Annotated in this window: 18 protein-coding genes and 2 riboswitches; of the genes, 8 read left to right on the forward strand and 10 right to left on the reverse strand. The window is 68.5% G+C overall.

Annotated elements, in window-relative coordinates; translation table 11 throughout:
- Positions 1 to 4 precede the first annotated feature (4 nt).
- Positions 5 to 1,054, reverse strand: coding sequence for a UDP-N-acetylmuramate dehydrogenase (locus tag ACEWX3_RS25145; RefSeq protein ID WP_374158022.1), 1,050 nt, complete (start codon positions 1,052 to 1,054; stop codon positions 5 to 7).
- A gap of 26 nt (positions 1,055 to 1,080) precedes the next feature.
- Here ACEWX3_RS25145 and ACEWX3_RS25150 point away from each other — a divergent pair, with 26 nt between their 5' ends.
- On the forward strand, positions 1,081 to 1,590 hold the full coding sequence (locus tag ACEWX3_RS25150) for a DUF2505 domain-containing protein (RefSeq protein ID WP_207066817.1): 510 nt from the start codon (positions 1,081 to 1,083) through the stop codon (positions 1,588 to 1,590).
- Positions 1,591 to 1,612: 22 nt separating this feature from the next.
- On the forward strand, positions 1,613 to 2,413 hold the full coding sequence (locus ACEWX3_RS25155; protein ID WP_374158023.1) for a class I SAM-dependent methyltransferase: 801 nt from the start codon (positions 1,613 to 1,615) through the stop codon (positions 2,411 to 2,413).
- Positions 2,414 to 2,437: 24 nt separating this feature from the next.
- Here ACEWX3_RS25155 and ACEWX3_RS25160 read toward each other — a convergent pair whose 3' ends face one another.
- Positions 2,438 to 4,033, reverse strand: a complete 1,596-nt coding sequence (locus ACEWX3_RS25160; RefSeq protein ID WP_374158024.1) for a sodium:solute symporter family protein — start codon at positions 4,031 to 4,033, stop codon at positions 2,438 to 2,440.
- A gap of 29 nt (positions 4,034 to 4,062) precedes the next feature.
- Positions 4,063 to 4,171, reverse strand: a riboswitch (guanidine-I (ykkC/yxkD leader).
- Between the two features lie 119 nt (positions 4,172 to 4,290).
- Positions 4,291 to 4,359: riboswitch (guanidine-III (ykkC-III) riboswitch) on the forward strand.
- 11 nt (positions 4,360 to 4,370) lie between these two features.
- Here ACEWX3_RS25160 and ACEWX3_RS25165 point away from each other — a divergent pair.
- Genes ACEWX3_RS25165 through ACEWX3_RS25175 form a run of 3 tightly spaced genes read left to right on the forward strand, consistent with a single transcriptional unit; the run spans position 4,371 to position 7,286 of the window.
- Positions 4,371 to 5,519: an agmatinase family protein gene (locus ACEWX3_RS25165; RefSeq protein WP_207066820.1), complete on the forward strand. Its 1,149-nt coding sequence runs from the start codon at positions 4,371 to 4,373 to the stop codon at positions 5,517 to 5,519.
- Positions 5,520 to 5,532: 13 nt separating this feature from the next.
- Positions 5,533 to 6,369 carry a carbon-nitrogen hydrolase family protein gene (locus tag ACEWX3_RS25170; RefSeq protein ID WP_374158025.1) on the forward strand — a complete coding sequence of 279 codons (837 nt, stop codon included), beginning with the start codon at positions 5,533 to 5,535 and terminating at the stop codon, positions 6,367 to 6,369.
- Positions 6,366 to 7,286 carry a DUF2993 domain-containing protein gene (locus ACEWX3_RS25175; protein ID WP_221349971.1) on the forward strand — a complete coding sequence of 307 codons (921 nt, stop codon included), beginning with the start codon at positions 6,366 to 6,368 and terminating at the stop codon, positions 7,284 to 7,286. The genes ACEWX3_RS25170 and ACEWX3_RS25175 overlap by 4 nt, the downstream gene beginning before the upstream one ends.
- A 60-nt stretch (positions 7,287 to 7,346) precedes the next feature.
- On the opposite strand, the gene deoC is transcribed toward ACEWX3_RS25175, so the two are convergent.
- From deoC to ACEWX3_RS25205, 6 genes are all read right to left on the reverse strand, one after another.
- Positions 7,347 to 8,018, reverse strand: a complete 672-nt coding sequence (gene deoC / locus ACEWX3_RS25180) for a deoxyribose-phosphate aldolase (protein ID WP_374158026.1) — start codon at positions 8,016 to 8,018, stop codon at positions 7,347 to 7,349.
- A gap of 1 nt (position 8,019) precedes the next feature.
- Positions 8,020 to 8,400, reverse strand: a complete 381-nt coding sequence (locus ACEWX3_RS25185; protein WP_374159952.1) for a DUF2599 domain-containing protein — start codon at positions 8,398 to 8,400, stop codon at positions 8,020 to 8,022.
- Between the two features lie 44 nt (positions 8,401 to 8,444).
- Positions 8,445 to 8,729 carry a DUF2516 family protein gene (locus tag ACEWX3_RS25190; RefSeq protein WP_207069439.1) on the reverse strand — a complete coding sequence of 95 codons (285 nt, stop codon included), beginning with the start codon at positions 8,727 to 8,729 and terminating at the stop codon, positions 8,445 to 8,447.
- A 49-nt stretch (positions 8,730 to 8,778) separates the two neighbouring features.
- Positions 8,779 to 9,408 (reverse strand): heparin-binding hemagglutinin, encoded by a 630-nt coding sequence (locus tag ACEWX3_RS25195; protein ID WP_207069434.1) that lies wholly within the window; start codon positions 9,406 to 9,408, stop codon positions 8,779 to 8,781.
- A 17-nt stretch (positions 9,409 to 9,425) separates the two neighbouring features.
- A complete protein-coding gene (locus ACEWX3_RS25200; protein WP_207069435.1) occupies positions 9,426 to 9,962 on the reverse strand; it encodes a helix-turn-helix domain-containing protein in 537 nt (178 codons plus the stop codon).
- 90 nt (positions 9,963 to 10,052) lie between these two features.
- A complete protein-coding gene (locus tag ACEWX3_RS25205; RefSeq protein WP_207069436.1) occupies positions 10,053 to 11,396 on the reverse strand; it encodes a DUF445 domain-containing protein in 1,344 nt (447 codons plus the stop codon).
- A 118-nt stretch (positions 11,397 to 11,514) separates the two neighbouring features.
- Between ACEWX3_RS25205 and ACEWX3_RS25210 the strand changes: the two genes are divergently transcribed.
- The 3 genes from ACEWX3_RS25210 (at position 11,515) to ACEWX3_RS25220 (ending at position 14,537) form a co-directional block, all read left to right on the forward strand.
- Positions 11,515 to 12,219, forward strand: a complete 705-nt coding sequence (locus tag ACEWX3_RS25210; RefSeq protein ID WP_152515352.1) for a TetR/AcrR family transcriptional regulator — start codon at positions 11,515 to 11,517, stop codon at positions 12,217 to 12,219.
- A gap of 4 nt (positions 12,220 to 12,223) precedes the next feature.
- Entirely contained in the window at positions 12,224 to 13,108 is an 885-nt protein-coding gene (locus tag ACEWX3_RS25215) for a polyphosphate kinase 2 family protein (protein ID WP_221349980.1), read from the forward strand.
- A 553-nt stretch (positions 13,109 to 13,661) separates the two neighbouring features.
- Positions 13,662 to 14,537 carry an endonuclease domain-containing protein gene (locus tag ACEWX3_RS25220; protein ID WP_374158027.1) on the forward strand — a complete coding sequence of 292 codons (876 nt, stop codon included), beginning with the start codon at positions 13,662 to 13,664 and terminating at the stop codon, positions 14,535 to 14,537.
- Here ACEWX3_RS25220 and ACEWX3_RS25225 read toward each other — a convergent pair.
- Positions 14,531 to 15,385: a 3-hydroxybutyryl-CoA dehydrogenase gene (locus ACEWX3_RS25225; protein ID WP_374158028.1), complete on the reverse strand. Its 855-nt coding sequence runs from the start codon at positions 15,383 to 15,385 to the stop codon at positions 14,531 to 14,533. The two genes, ACEWX3_RS25220 and ACEWX3_RS25225, sit on opposite strands and share 7 nt — an antisense overlap.
- Positions 15,386 to 15,693: 308 nt before the next feature.
- The gene (gene aceA, locus ACEWX3_RS25230) at positions 15,694 to 16,980 is read right to left on the reverse strand and encodes an isocitrate lyase (RefSeq protein ID WP_207069089.1); all 1,287 of its coding nucleotides are present in this window, start codon (positions 16,978 to 16,980) and stop codon (positions 15,694 to 15,696) included.
- Positions 16,981 to 17,148: the final 168 nt, after the last annotated feature.

Below are 17,148 nucleotides of genomic sequence, written 5' to 3' on the forward strand. Positions count from 1 at the left end.
GTACCTAGATCGCGCACCCCACCAGTACCGGCTCGGGTGTGAGTTCGATCCCGAACGCCGCCCGCACCCCGTCGCGAACGGTCCTGGCCAGCGCGAGGATGTCCGAAGTGGTGGCGCCGCCGCGGTTGGTCAACGCCAGGGCGTGCTTGGTGGACAACCGCGCAGCGGCACTCGGCCCGGGAAACCCCTTGCCGAATCCGGCGTTCTCGACCAGCCAGCCGGCGGCCAGCTTCACCGCGCCGTCGGCGGGGTAGTTCGGGACGGGACCGGTCACGGTCGCACTGAGCCGCTCGAACTCGGCACGCGTGACGACCGGGTTGGTGAAGAACGACCCGACGCTCCAGGTGTCGTGGTCGGGCTCGTCGAGCACCATGCCCTTGCGGCCACGCAGAGCCAACACCGCGGCCCGCACCGCCCCCGGGTCGGCCCGTTCGCCGGCGGTGACGCCCAGCGCGGTGGCCAGCTCGCCGTAGCGGATCGGCGCGCTGCGGCCGTCCGCGTCGAGCGCGAACTCCACCTCGAGCACCACCAGATCAGCTGTGTTCTTGAGAATGCTTGTGCGGTAACCGAATCCGAGCTCGCCCGGGGCTGCCCACCGGTCTTCGCCGGTGTGCCGGTCCAGGAGCCTGACCCGGCGGATGGTGTCGGCGACCTCTGCGCCGTAGGCGCCCACGTTCTGCACGGGAGTCGCGCCGGTCGAGCCGGGAATGCCGGACAGACACTCCAGCCCGCCGAGCCCGTGCCGCAGGGACGTCGCGACGACGTCGTCCCAGACCGCACCGGCCTCGGCGCGCAGCACGGCGCCGTCGACGGTGATGCCGGTGTTGGCGAGCCGCACGACGGTCAGATCAGGCAGGTCGTCGGCCAGCACGACGTTCGACCCTCCGGCGAGGATCAGCGCATCCGGTCCGGTGGCCGCGACCGCGGCGATCACCTGCTCGGTGCTCGTACAGGTGAGCAACCGGCGGGCCACGGGCCCGACCCGCAGCGTGGTCAGCGGTGCCACCGGGACGTTCTCGGCGACCGCCACGCCCGCGATAGACGAAGTGACCACGGGCGGTAACGGTAGCGTGGTTTGCCATGCCGCGTTCATTCGACATGGCCGCCGAGTACGAGGGCACCGTCGAACAGGTCCATCGGGCGTTCAGCGACGAGCAGTACTGGCTGGTGCGGCTGCAGGATTCCGGCGCCGACGAGGCCAGCCTGGACGAGATGGTCGTCGGCACCGACGGCGGTATCCGGGTGCGCACCACACAGACGCTGCGGTCGGATCGGCTGCCTGCGGTGGTCACCCAGTTCCATCGCGGTGACCTCAGCTTCGTCCGCGAGGAGAGCTGGACGCCGGTGCGCGGCGGTCAGGCCAGCGCCGTGGTGACCGGCTCGATCCCCGGGGCGCCGGTGGGCCTGACCGGTGACCTGTCACTGAGCCCGACGACGGCGCACGGCTCGCGGTTGGCGGTGCAGGCGGCCGTCGAGGTCCGCATTCCGCTCGTGGGCGGCAAGATCGAAGGCTTCATCGGCAACCAGCTCGTGGAGTTGCTGATCGCCGAGCAGCGGTTCACCACGGTGTGGATCACCGAGAACGGCTGAGTCGGTCCATAGAATCGCCCCTATGCCGCAGCCGCTCGGCGCCATCACGCGAGGCACCACCGGGCACAACAGGTTGCGTCGCAGCGACCGCTGGCTGGTGCACGATCCGCGGGTCCGCCATGTGCTGCAGACCGCCGCCGACCCGTTGGTCGTCGACCTCGGATACGGGGCGCTGCCGGTGACCACGCTGGAGCTGGCGAACCGGCTGCGCGAGGTGCGCACCGACGTCCGCGTGGTCGGCCTCGAGATCGACCCCGAGCGGGTCCGCACCGGTCAGGCCGCCGTCCGGGGAGATACGTCGCCGGGGGTCGAATTCGCCCTCGGCGGCTTCGAACTGGCCGGCCGGCGTCCGGTGCTGGTCCGTGCGTTCAACGTGCTGCGGCAGTATCCGGTGGAGGCGGTGCCCGACGCGTGGGCCGCGATGCAGCGCGGGGTGGCGCCGGGCGGACTGATCCTCGACGGCACCTGCGACGAACTCGGGCGGCGCTGCTGCTGGATCCTGCTGGACGTCGCGGCCCCGCTGAGCCTGACGCTGGCGTGCGATCCGTTCGCCATCGACACCCCCTCGGATCTGGCCGAGCGGCTGCCCAAGGTGCTGATCCACCGCAACGTGGCCGGCGAGCCGATCCACACGCTGCTGTCCGCCGCCGATCACGCGTGGGCCAGAGTCGCCGGACACGGCGTCTTCGGCCCCCGCGCGCGGTGGCGCGCGATGGTGGAAATGCTTGCCGCCGAGGGCTTTCCGGTGTCGACGCCGAGGCGGAGTCTGCGCGACGGCATCCTCACGGTGCCGTGGGCGGCCGTCGCGCCCGTCGCCGGCTAAGGCGGCGGCTAAGGCGGCGGCTGCTTACGTCGGTGCGCCTTCCGGGTCGGCGGCGCCGGCAAGACTGCCCGCGGCGGGCGTCAGCGTGGGGGCGGGGGCGGGTTTCGCCGCCCGCAATGCGGCGGCGTCCCCGGCGTCAGCCCTGGCCAGCGCCTCGTCGAGGTCGTCGGCCAGCTGGATGTCCAGGGCCCGCAATGTCGCCGGCCGGGTAACCAATGCCACCGCGACGTATGCCACCAACGAGGCCAGAACCGCGATGAATGTCGGGTAGCCGTCGAACGTGGCGTCGAACATCCCGTTGGGCAAGTACAGAATCGTGTTGTCCACGCCGTAAATCGTCGGCGTCATCGCGAACAGGGCCATCCGAACCACGAACCCGACGGCGATCGCCGTCACCGCCGCTGCGGCAGTTCCCCGCCGCCAGTACATCCCGAGCACGAACGGCACGATCAGACACGCCAGCAGCAGGTCGAACGCCAGCGTCAGCAGAATCCCGGTCTGCGGCACCTCCAGCGCGAACACGATCGACACCGCGGCCACCGGCAGCATCGCCCACCGAGTGGCCTTCAGCAGCGGGTCCTGTTTGCCCTCGATGTGCACCCGCCGGACGTTGCCCACGTTGCGCACCGCCACCGCCGCGGTGCCGAGGATGGCCCCGTTGGCGGTGCTCATCGACGCCCCGACGATGCCGGCGAGCACCAAGACCGTCAGCCCGAGCGGGGCGAAGTCGTTGAGCAGCACGAACAGCACCGGACCGTCGCTGCCCTCGGGCACGATCGCGGTCGAGGCCAGCGCCACCAGCGCGAACGGGATACCGATGGCGGCCGCACCGGCCGCACCGACGAAGCAGGCGCGACGGGCCACCTCCGGCGAGCGGGCCGAGAAGATGCGCTGCATGAAGTCGATCGCGACGATGTCGCCGATGCCCAGCGCGATCAGCGTCGCCCAGTTGATCGCGGCGCCCTGCGCGGGATCGGAGAGCTGGCCGAAGTCGAACGGCCCCATGCCTTCCGGGATCGTCAACCCGTAGGCGACGGTCACCCAGATCAGCGTCGCGACCGCGGCCACCAGGATCAGGCTCATCTGCACGATCGCGGTGTAGGCGTCGGCCAGCATGCCGCCGGCACCGGTGTACAGCAGCACGATCCCGGCGATCAGCACCACGCCCACCCAGTACGGGAAACCGACGAAGTACTCGAAGAGGAATCCGCCGGCCACCAGATTGCCGGCCACCAGGATCGCGAACGCGATCATCATCAGGATCGAGGCCATGATCTCGACCGGCCGCCCGAAGCGCAGCCGGTAGTAGTCCGGCAGCGTGGTCAGTCCCATCCGGTTCATCGGCTTGGCGAAGAAGATGCCGGTGATCAGCAGGCACAGACCCAGCCCGAGCGGCAGCGCCGCACCGGCCCAGAACCCGAACGCCGAACTCAGGTCCGTGTTGCCGAGGGTGGCGTTGGTGTCGACGGCCTGCCCCATCAGGGCGGCGCCGACCAGCGGCAGCGCGAGGTTGCGCCCGCCGACGAGGAAGTTGGTGCTGTCCCCGCCGACCCGGCGGGCGACCGCCAGTCCGATCAGGGTGACGACGACGATGCTGGCGCCTACGCCGAGAAGAATCATGCTTGCGGAGCCTCCTGTGAAACGCTGGAGTCTCCCGGGCTTTTGTCCCGCCGTGGAACGACCGGCTCCGGTGCCCGCCGCCTGCGTCTCTCGGACCAGACCCGGCCGGCGGCCGGCGGAACCCTAGACGCGCCCCACATTCGTCAGGTGGGTCCCGTTCAGACAAACCCCGGCCCATTACGCGTAGTCGCCTGCGCTGTTAACGATGTGTTTCCGTTTCCGCTGGACAGCGCTTCGCAACCGTGCTGACAATGGCCGCAGGAGTCGGGCGACCCGGTTCCCCGGACGAGGTGCGTCGTACCCGGTCAGCGACAAGACGGCGCGTGAGGAGCACACCGTGTCCGACTCCCCCGACCCGAATCTGCCCAACGCCGAGGGCGCCTGGGCCCAGCAGGCCGAAGCCAGGCTCGGTGACCGCCGGCTGCGCGAGGAGATCGACCGCGGCTTGAGCTACGGGCTGGAAGCCGCACCCACCATCAATGACCGCACCATCTCCACGTTCGTCCGCGGCGAGAAGCCGCACTTCGCCGGTGAGCGCGGCACATTCCTCAAATGTCCGTTCGTCGAGGACGTCAACGAGGTCGACGACGCCGAGGTGGCGATCTTCGGGGTGCCGCTCGACGCAGGCGCCACCTACCGGCCCGGCACCCGCTTCGGCCCCCAGGGCATCCGTCGCTCGACGAACCTGTTCGGCACGTACAACTACGAGTCCGGCGTGGATCTGCGCGAGCAGCTCAACATGGTCGACATCGGCGACGTGTTCACCATCCCCGGCAACCTGGAGAAGTCGTTCGACCAGATCAGCCAGGCGATGGCCCACGTGGTGCAGAAGGGCGTGATGCCCGTCGTCCTCGGTGGGGACCACTCCATCGGCTTTCCCACCATCCGCGGCATGGCGCCCTACCTGGACGGCAACATCGGGATCATCCACTTCGACCGCCACGTCGACACCCAGGAGACCGACCTCGACGAGCGGATGCACACCACCCCGTGGTTCCATGCCACCAACATCAAGAACGCCCCGGCGACCAACCTGGTGCAGATCGGCATCGGCGGCTGGCAGAGCCCCCGCGAGGGCGTCAAGGTGGGCCGGGAACGCCAGTCGACAGTGATCACCGTCGGCGACGTGGAACGAGTCGGCGTAGAAAAAATTGCGGAAATCGCCCTGGAGACCGCCTGGAAGGACGCCAAGGCGGTCTACCTGTCCTTCGACATCGACGTCATCGACGCGGGCTTCGTCCCCGGCACCGGCTGGCCCGAGCCGGGCGGACTGCTGCCCCGCGAGGCGCTGAACCTGGTCAAGATGGTCTCCGAGCCGGGGCTGGCGGGCATCGAGGTCGTCGAATGCTCCCCGCCCTACGACTGGGCCGAGCAGACCGCGCTGATGAGTTCCCGGGTGATCCTCGACAGCCTGGCCGCGCAGGTGCGTACCGGCAAGCTCGGCAACAAGGCCGCGGCGCGCAACCGGCCGGCCTGGGGGCCGTAATTACGCTGGATGCATGCGTATCGCCCTGGCCCAGATCCTCAGCGGCACCGACCCGGCGGCCAACCTCGAGCTGGTCGACCGCCACACCCGGGAGGCCGCCGAGGCCGGTGCGTCGCTGGTGCTGTTCCCCGAGGCGACGATGTGTCGCTTCGGGGTTCCACTGGCGCCGGTCGCCGAACCGTTGGACGGCCGGTGGGCCGACGGCGTGCGGGCGATCGCCGAGCGGTCCGGGGTGACGGTGGTGGCGGGGATGTTCCGGCCCGCCGACGGGGACGCCGACCACCGGGTGACCAACACGCTGCTGGCCGCCGGCCGCGGCGTCGACACGCACTACGACAAGATCCACCTGTACGACGCGTTCGGTTTCAGCGAATCGAAGACCGTCGCCCCGGGCCGCGAACCCGTCGTCATCACCGTCGACGGCGACGCGGGCCCGGTGACCGTCGGGCTGACGCTGTGTTACGACATCCGCTTCCCCGAGCTCTACATCGCGCTGGCCGACCTCGGCGCCGAGGTGATCACCGCGCACGCCTCGTGGGGCGCCGGTCCGGGCAAGCTCGACCAGTGGAACCTGCTGGCCAGGGCCCGCGCGATCGACACCTCCAGCGTCGTCGCCGCCGTCGGCCAGGCCTACCCGGGCGACGAGATCGCCGCGGCCGGGCCGACCGGGGTGGGCGGCAGCCTGGTGGCCTCCGCGCTCGGCGAGGTCCTCGTCTCCGCCGGGCCGGACCCGCAGCTGCTGATCCACGACGTGGACGTCGAGGCGGCCCGCAAAGCACGCACCACGGTCGCGGTCATGTCCAACCGCTCAGATTTCACTCATCCGGGTAAGGCACAATCGCTCAGGTGACCGATCCCTGGGCTCCCCCGCCCCAGCAGCCCGGCCCGCCGCAGCAGCCGGCTGCGGGGGGCTACCCGCCCAACCCGCCCGGCCCACCCCATCCGGGCTACGACCCCGCCTATTCGGGCCACGGCCCGGCGCCGACGTCCACTGCTCCCCCCGAGGAGGATTCTTCGGTGCAGGCCCGCTTCAAGAAGATCTTCAGCGACCCGCTGTCTCTGGCGCTGGTCGTGGTGATCGTGCTGGCGCTGGTGTTCGCGGGTCTGCTCGGCGGCGAACTGTATGCGCGGCACCGGGCCGACTCGGTGGTCGCCGGAGTCGTCGAATGTGTCGTCCAGGACGACGCCACCGCGTCGTTCGGGGTGCTGCCGCCGTTCCTGCTGCAGCACGCGTCGGGGCACTACACGAACATCCGGATCGAGACGGCGGGCAACCAGATCCGGGACGCCCAGGGCATGAAGGTCGATCTCGACATCAACGACGTCCGTCTGGAGGACTCGGCGACCTCGAGCGGGTCCATCGGCTCGCTGGTCGCGAACATCACGTGGAGCGCCGAGGGCATCAAGCAGACGATCCAGGGCGCCATCCCGCTGGTCGGCAGCTTCGTCACCGGGGTGACGACGAACGCCGGGGCCGGCACCATCGAGCTGGAGGGCGCGCTGGGCAGCATCACCGCCCGCCCGGAGGTCGTCGACGGCGGCATCTCACTGCAGGTGGAGAACGTGACGGGGCTCGGGTTCACGCTGCCGCGCGAGGCGGTGCAGCCCGCGCTGGACGCGTTCACCTCGCGGCTCACCCAGGACTATCCGATGAACATCCGCGCGGACTCGGTGCAGGTCACCGACAGCGGTGTGATCAGCCGGTTCTCCACGCAGAACGCCTCGATCCCGAAGCAGACCGACGACCCGTGCTTCTCCGGCCTCTGAGCGGGTCCCGTTTCTCGGGCCTCCGAGCGGGTCCCGCTTTCTCCGCCCTCTGAGAGGTTCTCAGCCCAGGCCGTCGAGCACGGCTCGACTGGCGGACAACCCCAGCCGGGTGGCGCCCGCATCCAGCATCTCGATCGCGGTCTGCGCTGTGCGGATCCCTCCGGAAGCCTTGACCCCGAGGCGGCCGCCGACGACGCCGGCCATCACCTCCACCGCCCGCACGCTCGCGCCACCGCTGGGATGGAACCCGGTGGAGGTCTTCACGAAGTCCGCGCCGGCGTCCTCGCAGACCCGGCAGATGTCGGCGAGCATTGGCTCACCGCCGCGTTCCAGCAGGACCGCCGACTCGACGATCACCTTCAGCACCGCCTGCGGTACGGAGCTGCGGACCGCGGCCACCTCGGCGCGCACCACGTCGAGTTCACCGCTGCACGCGGCGCCGACGTCGATCACCATGTCGACCTCGCGGGCACCGTCGGCGACGGCGTGGGCCGCCTCCTCGGCCTTGATCCCCGGCAGGTGCTTGCCCGACGGGAACCCGGCCACGGCGGCGACGACGGGTCCGCCGGGAACCTGGGCCGCGGCCGACACCATCGGCGGGGACACGCACACCGCGTAGACCCCGAGGTCGGCCGCCTCGGTGAGCAGCGCGACGACGTCGGCCTCGGTGGCCTCGGGCTTGAGCAGGGTGTGGTCGATCAGCGCAGCGACCTGCGAGCGGGTATAGCCCATGTCAGAAGGGTTCTTCGGTGCCGCCCGGATTACACCCGGCCGCCACCATGTCCTGGTAGCTCACCTCCGGGCGCCACGGCTCGAGGTTCCAGCTGACCTTGCCGGGCTCGAAGAGTTCGGCGAACTGCCAGTGGCAGGCGAACTGCTCGTACATGCCGGGAATGTCGGCGTCCGGAGCCAGCGCGAGCACCTCGTTCCACACCTGGCCGGCCTGCGCCGACGCTCCGGGCCGGGCCGAGGCATCCCGACCGGCCGGCGTCGGGTAGACGCGCAGGCTGGACAGGTCACCCCACTTGGCCCATTCGACGTGGTCGACGGCGGGAGCACCCAGCGGTGACGCCGCGGCGATCGGCGCAAAAATACCGGACAGCATGCCGGACATGACGCCGCCCGCGATGGCGACCGCGGCGAGCCGGGCGAGCCGCACTACCGCGACTTCCCTTGGATCTCCAGCAGTTTGGGCCGGACGTCGACCAGGTAGATGCCCGCGGCAACCGATCCGATCACCATGCCCAACACGCTGGTACCGAACACGAGCACGAGCAGCCCGGCAACGCCGAGGATCACCAGCCACACCGGCTTGGTCAGCTTGTCGACCGCGGGGTAGGCGTCGGGACGCTGCATCGCGGCGTGCACGAACGCATAGACGACCGCGACGAGCACGGCGATCTGCAACGCGAGGAGGACGTAACCCACGAGGCCTTGGAGCATCACGCTTTACAGCCTATGCGGGTTACGCCCTCCGGTCGACTTCCGTCGTTTACTTCTGGGTGACCTTCTTGGCCGGGGCCTTCTTGGCCGGAGCCTTCTTCGCGGGGGCCTTCTTGGCGGGGGCCTTCTTGGCCGGAGCCTTCTCGGCGGTCTTCTTCACCGGCTCGGCGGCGTCCTCGGCCTTCTTGGGCAGCTCGACGCCCACCAGCTTGGCGGCGCGCTCACCCACGGCGCGGGTCTGGGTGGCCACGTTGCCCAGCGCTTCCTGGGTGAGCTCGACGGCCTGGTCGGTGTAACCCTCGACCCGGCTCGCGGCCTCTTCCAGGCCCGGCTGGCTGCGCAGGCGCTCCAGCGCGGCCTCGCCACGCTCGATCAGCTTGGAGTAGGTGGTCTGCGCGGCCTCGGCGTAGCTGTCGGCGAACTTGCGCAGTTCCTCCGAGCTCAGCCGCTCGCGGATGTCGTCGAACTGCGACGGCAGCTCTTCCTGGAGGCGGGTGATGCGGGCGCGGCTGTCCTCGACGCGGGTCTCGGCGTCGGTGCGGGCCTCGCCGGCACGCTCACGCAGCGCGGCGACGATCTCGTTGACACGCTCGAGCGCCAGGTCGGCGGCACCGACCGCGGCCAGCAGCGGGGCCTTCAGATCGTCGATGTCGAACTGGTTCTGGGACTTCTCAGCCATGGTGGTTTCCTTTCGGGTCAGGATTGCGAATGAGTTGATGCGATCTGCGGGATTTCCAGAGGGCCCTCGTGTTCAGTACTCGGCTCCTCGTCTGCTTCGCTGACGGTTTCCGACTTTTCGGCTTCGCCGAAGGTGTCCGACTTCTCGGCTTCGCCGAAGGCCATCCCCACTGCCGCCTCGGTCAAAGCGGCCTCGTTCTGCGCGCAGAACGACGTGTAGATGTCGAGCAGCGCCTGCTTCTGCCGCTCGTTGATCGCCGTGTCGGTGACGATCGCGTCGCGTACCTCGTTCGTCTCGCTCGGCTCGAGGATTCCGGCCTGGATGTAGAGCACCTCGGCCGATACCCGCAGCGCCTTGGCGATCTGGTTCAAGACGTCCGCAGAAGGCTTGCGCAATCCCCGTTCGATCTGGCTGAGGTAGGGATTGCTGACGCCGGCCTTCTCGGCCAGCTGCCGTACCGACACCTGCGCGGCCTCGCGCTGGCTGCGGATGAAGCTGCCGATGTCCTGTGCAGCGCTGGACACGACAGCGGCAAGATTTTCGTCCTGCGGCATGCGTGCCTCCTCGTTGCGATGGGTAACCGATATCGACACCATCTACCGTACGACGGAGTGCTAACTTTTGCAAGCACTAGTTAGCGCAGGTCAGAACAACAAGTGCGCGACGGTGTAGATCACCAGGCCGGCCAGCGAGCCCACCACGGTGCCGTTGATCCGGATGAACTGCAGGTCACGTCCGACATGCAACTCGATGCGCCGGGAGGCTTCGTCGGCGTCCCACCGCTCGATCGTGTCGGTGATGATCGTCGTGATCTCCGCCCCGTACTCCGACACCAGATGCTGGGCCCCGCGCACGATCCAGTTGTCCACCTTGACCCGCAGGTCGGCGTCGTCGCGCAGCGATTCCCCGATCCGCACCACGGTGTCGGCGATCCGCACCCGCAACGCCGAGGACGGATCGTCCACCGATTCCAGGATCAGCCGCTTGGCGGTGCTCCAGGCCGTCTCGGCCGCGCGCGCCACCTCGTCGCGACCCATGATCTGTTCCTTGACGTTCTCGGCCTTCTGGATCGTCACCGCGTCGTTCTGCAGGTCGTCGGCGAACTCGAACAGGAACTTCGTCGCCGACCGGCGAAGCTCGTGGTCGGGGTTACGACGCACCTTGTCGGTGAAGTCCATCAGCTCACGGTGGATGCGGTCGCCGACCAGGTGGTCCACCCATCGCGGCGACCACGTCGGAGAATCGCGCTCGATCACCCGCTCGATGACCTCGTCGGCATTCAGCGTCCACTGGAACGCCCGGTCGGCGAGCAGCTGCAGCAGAGCCTCCTGGCGGCCCTCCTCCAACAGTGAGGACAGCACCCGTCCGATCGGAGGCCCCCACTGCGGCTCGGCGATCCGCTTGACGATCATCCGGTCGAGCACCTGTTGGACGTCCTCGTCGCGCAACATCTCCACCAGTGCCCGCAGCACCGTCGAGGCCTCGGCGGCCACCCGGTCGGCGTTGACCGGCTCGGCGAGCCACTTGCCGGTCCGGCTCGCGACGTCGGCGCTGCGCAGCTTCGTCTCGACGTTGTCGGCCGACAGGAAGTTCTCCCGCACGAACGTGCCGAGCCCCTCGCCCAGCTGGTCTTTCTTGCGCTTGATGATGGCGGTGTGCGGGATGGGGATGCCCAGCGGATGCTTGAACAGCGCCGTCACCGCGAACCAGTCCGCGAGCGCACCGACCATGCCCGCCTCCGCGGCGGCCCGCACGTACCCGACCCACGGGCCCGCGTCGCCGCGCGACTGCAGCCACGAGCAGAGCAGAAAGATCACCGCCGCACCGAGCAAAAAGCTCAGCGCGACGATCTTCATCCGCCGCAGGGCGCGCCTGCGTTCGGCGTCCGCCGCGGAATCCACGCCCGTGAGCGCCTCGGCAAAACTGGGTCGCGGACCGGCGGAGACGGACGTCGCCGCCGGTCGGCCACCCTCGGGTCGGTGTGCCACCCCTCCATGATCCGCTACCCCGGCAACTACCCGGGGGAGGCGCCCCTCTCCCGGGAGCCCGCTGCGAGGCGTCCCCGTACTATTGACGAGGACTAAAGGGGAACGGATCACCGCGAACGTGGCACAACAACACCCGCCGGTGGCGGTCAAAACCGATGGCCGAAAGCGACGCTGGCACAAGCACAAGGTCGAGCGCCGCAACGAACTCGTCGACGGCACGCTGGAGGCCATCCGCCGCCTCGGCAGCAATGTCAGCATGGACGAGATCGCCGCCGAGATCGGGGTCTCCAAGACCGTGCTCTACCGCTACTTCGTCGACAAGAACGACCTCACCACCGCGGTGATGATGCGTTTCGCGCAGACCACGCTGATCCCCAACATGGCCGCCGCGTTGTCGTCGGACCTCGACGGCTACGACCTCACCCGGGAGATCATCCGGGTGTATGTCGAGACCGTGGCCGCCGAGCCTGAGCCCTACCGGTTCGTGATGGCCAACAACTCGGCCAGCAAGAGCAAGGCCGTCGCCGATTCCGAGCAGATCATCGCGCGCATGCTCGCGGTGATGCTGCGACGCCGGATGGTGTCGGTCGGAATGGACACCGGCGGCGCCGAGCCGTGGGCGTTCCACATCGTCGGGGGCGTGCAGCTGGCCACCCACTCGTGGATGTCGAATCCCCGGATGAGTGCCGATGAGCTGATCGACTACCTGACCATGCTGTCGTGGAGCGCCTTGCGCGGAATCGTCGAGGTCGGCGGATCGCTGGAGAGTTTCCGGCAGGCTCCGCATCCTCCCCCGGTTCTGCCCGCCCGGCTGCTTGACTAGGGGCATGAACGACGCGGACGACTCCAACGACCCGGAAGACCTGCCCTCGCTGTGGTCGCACGAGCCCCACGCACATCTGATGTTCCACCCCGGCGACCGAGTCGCCGACATCGACCCCGACGCCACCCCCGGCTTCCGCGGCGACAAGTCCGACGCGCCGACACTGCAGGAGGAGCGCAACGTGCGCTTCGCCGAGCTCCAGGAGATGCTCTACGCCAACAGCCGCGCAGGTGACCACCGCTCGGTGCTGCTGGTGCTGCAGGGCATGGACACCGCGGGCAAGGGCGGCATCGTCAAACACGTTGTCGGCGGAGCGAATCCGCAGGGGATCGACTACAAGAGCTTCGGCAAGCCCACCCCCGAGGAGTTGTCCCACCACTACCTGTGGCGGATTCGCAAGGCGCTGCCCGCCGCGGGACACATCGGCGTGTTCGACCGCTCGCACTACGAGGACGTACTGATCGTGCGGGTGCACAACCTGGTGCCCCGCGAGGTGTGGGAGCCGCGCTACGACGAGATCAACGCGTTCGAACGCGAACTCGTCGACGGTGGGATGGCGATCGTGAAGGTCGCGATGTTCGTCTCGCTCGACGAGCAGAAGCGGCGGCTGGCGTCGCGGCTGGAGCGGCCGGACAAGTACTGGAAGTACAACCCCGGTGACATCGACGAACGCCAGAAGTGGCCGCTGTACCAGCAGGCCTATCAGGCGATGCTGGACCGGACCTCGACCGACTACGCACCGTGGCACATCATTCCGTGCGACAAGAAGTGGTACAGCCGGCTGGCCGTCACCGAACTGCTCATCGAGACGTTGAAGCGGCTCAACATGTCCTGGCCGCCACCGGATTTCGATGTCGAGGCGGAGAAGAAGCGCCTCGAGTCGGTGTAGGGACTTGGGCGCCGGGGCGCTCGCGCTGTCCCCGTCTCGCGAACGCGTCGTCCCCGTCCCGCGAGCGTACGGTTCCTGACGAAAAACAGCCGATTTCCATCACAATCCGTACTCCCGCGGAGTCGCACGTCCGCACTCCCCCGCGTCGGGCGTCCGCATCATTGCTCGCCGCGCCCGCGCCCCCGCGTCCCCCGGCGTTGCCCCGCATCCCCGTGTCGCCCGCGCCGAGCGCGTCGTCCCCATGGCGCCCGCGCCGAGCGCGTCGTCCCCACGTCGCCCGCGCTGTCCCCGTCTCGCGAGCGTACGGTTCCTGACGAAAATCAGCCGATTTCCATCACAATCCGTACTCCCGCGGAGTCGCACGTCAGTACTCCCCCCGCGCTGCCCGGCGTTGCCCCGCGTCCCCCATGTCGCCCGCGCCGAGCGCGTCGTCCCCGTGCCGCCCGCGCTATCCCCGTCTCGCGAGCGTACGGTTCCTGACGGAAAACAGCCGATTTCCATCACAATCCGTACTCCCGGGAACCGTCAGCCCCGCCGCCGCGTCCGACATGGTGTGGAGGACCTCGTCGTCGCCAGCGAGGCACTGGCTGCGGGCAGGTTGACCCGCCAGGTCCTGCGGACGTCGTACGTCAAGCTGCACCACAACGTCTACGCGCCGGTCGACATGACATTGACCGCGGCTGACCGGGCACGCGCAGCCTGGCTCTGGTCCCGCCGCGAGGCCACCGTCGCAGGGCTGTCGGCCGCAGCACTGCTGGGTGCCAAGTGGTTACCCACGGACGAGCCTGCCGAACTCGCGCGCGTCCGCGCGGCAGTCGCTCCCGGGATCGTCGTACACCGGGGCAGCATCGCCGACGACGAGTTGTGCCTGGTCGAGAGCATCGACACGACCACGCCCGCCCGAACCGCCTACGACATCGGCAGGCGAACCCGCGGTGATGCCGCAGTGATCCGCATCGACAGCTTGCTCAACGCGACCCGGTGCACCCCGGCCGAAGTCAAGGCGCTGGCCGCGCGCTATCCCGGGGCGCGCGGTAACCGACTCCTGCGGTCCACCCTCGACCTCGTCGACGGCGGCGCCGAATCACCCCAGGAAACCCTTCTGCGGTTGTTGCTGATTCGCAACGGTTTTCCGCGCCCTGTCACTCAGATCGCGGTGACCGACCAGCACGGCAGAGTTGTTCGCCGCATAGACATGGGTTGGCCGCAACACCTGGTCGGAGTCGAGTACGACGGTGGCCACCACTGGACCGACCCCGACGCTCACGCCGCGGACATCACCCGGCTGGAGTTTCTGGCCGCGAGGGGCTGGCTGATCATCCGAGTCAGCTCGCGTCAACTGCGCTCCGAGCCGGAAGGTATCTGCGCCCGGGTCGACGACGCACTGAGACGGCGCCGGTTGACCCGGAAGCTCCCAGTGTCTCAGTAGGTGTAGAACCCCTTGCCGGACTTCTTGCCGAGTTGGCCGGCCTCGACCATGCGCAGCAGCAGCGGCGGCGGCGCATAGTGCGGATCCTTGTACTCGTCGTACATCGAGTCGGCGATCAGCTTCATCGTGTCCAGCCCGATCAGATCGGACAGCTTCAGCGGTCCCATCGGATGCGACAGACCGGCGACCACCGCGGTGTCGATGTCCTCGACGCTGGCCACGCCTGCCTCGGCCATCCGGATCGCCGAAAGGAGGTAGGGCACCAGCAGCGCGTTGACGATGAAACCCGAACGGTCGCCGCAGCGCACGACCTTCTTGCCCAGGGCGTCGCCGGCGAACTTCTCCACCTTGGCGACGGCTTCGGGGGCGGTGACGAGGGTGTCGATCACCTCGACGAGCGGCAGCACCGGCACCGGGTTGAAGAAGTGCAGCCCCAGCACGCGGCTCGGATTCTTGGTTGCCGCAGCAATTTTCATGATCGGGATGCTGGAGGTGTTCGACGCCAGGACCGCCTCGGGATCGGTGACGACCTCGTCGAGCTGGGCGAAGACCTTGGCCTTGACGGTCTCGTTCTCGACGATGGCCTCGATGACGAGCTGGCGGTCGGCCATGTCGGCGAGCTCGGTGGTGTAGCTCAGCCGCGCCATTGCCACCTCGAAGTCGTCGGCTGCGAGCTTGCCTTTGGCCTTAGCCCGCTCCAGCGACGCGGTGATGCGCGTGCGTCCGGCGTCGACCAATTCCTCGGAGGGTTCGTACACCAGCACCTGCGCGCCGGCCTTTGCACACACCTCGGCGATGCCGCCGCCCATCTGCCCGGCGCCCACGACACCGACTCGTTCGATACTCATCTGCCTTCTTTCCGATAGCGTCAGACCCCGCTCAAGATTTCTGAGCGGGGTCTGCGCTGTCAACTCCGGCGAGCGCGCGAATCGTGTCCGCGCTACGCGTGGCGCGGTACAGACCAGCGCGCTCGCGGTGCTGGTGGATCAGATAACTGGCTACAGCACCGGTTCCACTTCCTTCGTCAGTGGCCACAGCACCTGTTCCACTTCCTTCGTCAGTGGCTACCGCACCTGTTCCACTTCCTTCGTCAGTGGCTACAGCACCGGTTCCACTTCCTTCGTCAGTGGCCACAGCACCGGTTCCACTTCCTTCGTCAGTGGAACTGGCCCTCTTCGGTCGAACCGGCCAGCGCGGTGGTCGACGACGTCGGGTCCACCGTGGTGGCGATGCGGTCGAAGTAGCCGGCGCCCACCTCGCGCTGGTGCTTGGTGGCGGTGTAACCGCGCTCCTCGGCAGCGAACTCGCGCTCCTGCAGGTCGACGTAGGCCTTCATCTGCTCGCGGGCGTACCCGTAGGCCAGGTCGAACATCGAGTAGTTCAGCGCGTGGAAGCCGGCCAGCGTGATGAACTGGAACTTGAAGCCCATGGCGCCGAGTTCCTTCTGGAACTTCGCGATGGTCGCGTCGTCGAGGTGCTTGCGCCAGTTGAACGACGGCGAGCAGTTGTAGGCCAGCATCTGGTCCGGGAACTCGCTCTTGACGCCCTCGGCGAACTTCTTGGCCAGCTCCAGGTCCGGGGTGCCGGTCTCCATCCAGATCAGATCGGAGTACGGCGCGTAGGCCTTGGCGCGGGCGATGCACGGCTCGAGACCGTTCTTCACCCGGTAGAAGCCCTCGGCGGTGCGCTCACCGGTGATGAACGGCTGGTCACGCTCGTCGACGTCGGAGGTGATGAGCGTGGCGGCCTCGGCGTCGGTGCGCGCGATGACCACGGTCGGGACGTCGGCGACATCGGCCGCGAGGCGGGCCGAGGTCAGGGTGCGGATGTGCTGCTGGGTCGGGATGAGCACCTTGCCACCGAGGTGGCCGCACTTCTTCTCCGAGGCCAGCTGGTCCTCCCAGTGCGATCCGGCGACACCGGCGGCGATCATGGCCTTCTGCAGCTCGTAGACGTTGAGCGCGCCGCCGAAGCCGGCCTCACCGTCGGCGACGATCGGGGCGAGCCAGTTCTCCACCGAGCGGTCGCCCTCGACCTTGGCGATCTGGTCGGCACGCATCAGCGCGTTGTTGATGCGGCGCACCACCTGCGGCACCGAGTTGGCCGGGTAGAGGCTCTGGTCGGGGTAGGTGTGTCCGGACAGGTTGGCGTCACCGGCGACCTGCCAGCCCGACAGGTAGATGGCCTTCAGGCCGGCACGCACCTGCTGCACGGCCATGTTGCCGGTCAGCGCGCCGAGCGCGTTGACGAAGTCCATGTCGTGCAGCTGCTCCCACAGCACCTCGGCGCCGCGGCGGGCCAGGGTGTTCTCTTCGACAACATGCCCCTGCAGAGCGACGACATCAGCCGGCGAGTAGGTGCGGCTGACGCCCTTCCAGCGCGGGTTGTGGTCCCAGTCGTGCTGGATCTGTTCGGGGGACTTCGGGGTGCCCACAGTCGACATCAGGTGGCTCCTTCATGCGGTTGTTAACGCTCCAGCTTCTTCACTGGTGTGCTAACTCGAGGATGCATCAAGCCATAACCGCAGGTCCACTTGTTTTGATTGCCAACTTTCGCCAACGCGGTCGGTTAACTTGCAAAGTTTGCAAAGTCGATCTTGGACTGAACCGGT

Origin of the sequence: Mycobacterium sp. G7A2 (genome assembly GCF_041902445.1) — a bacterium.
GTDB lineage: Bacteria > Actinomycetota > Actinomycetes > Mycobacteriales > Mycobacteriaceae > Mycobacterium.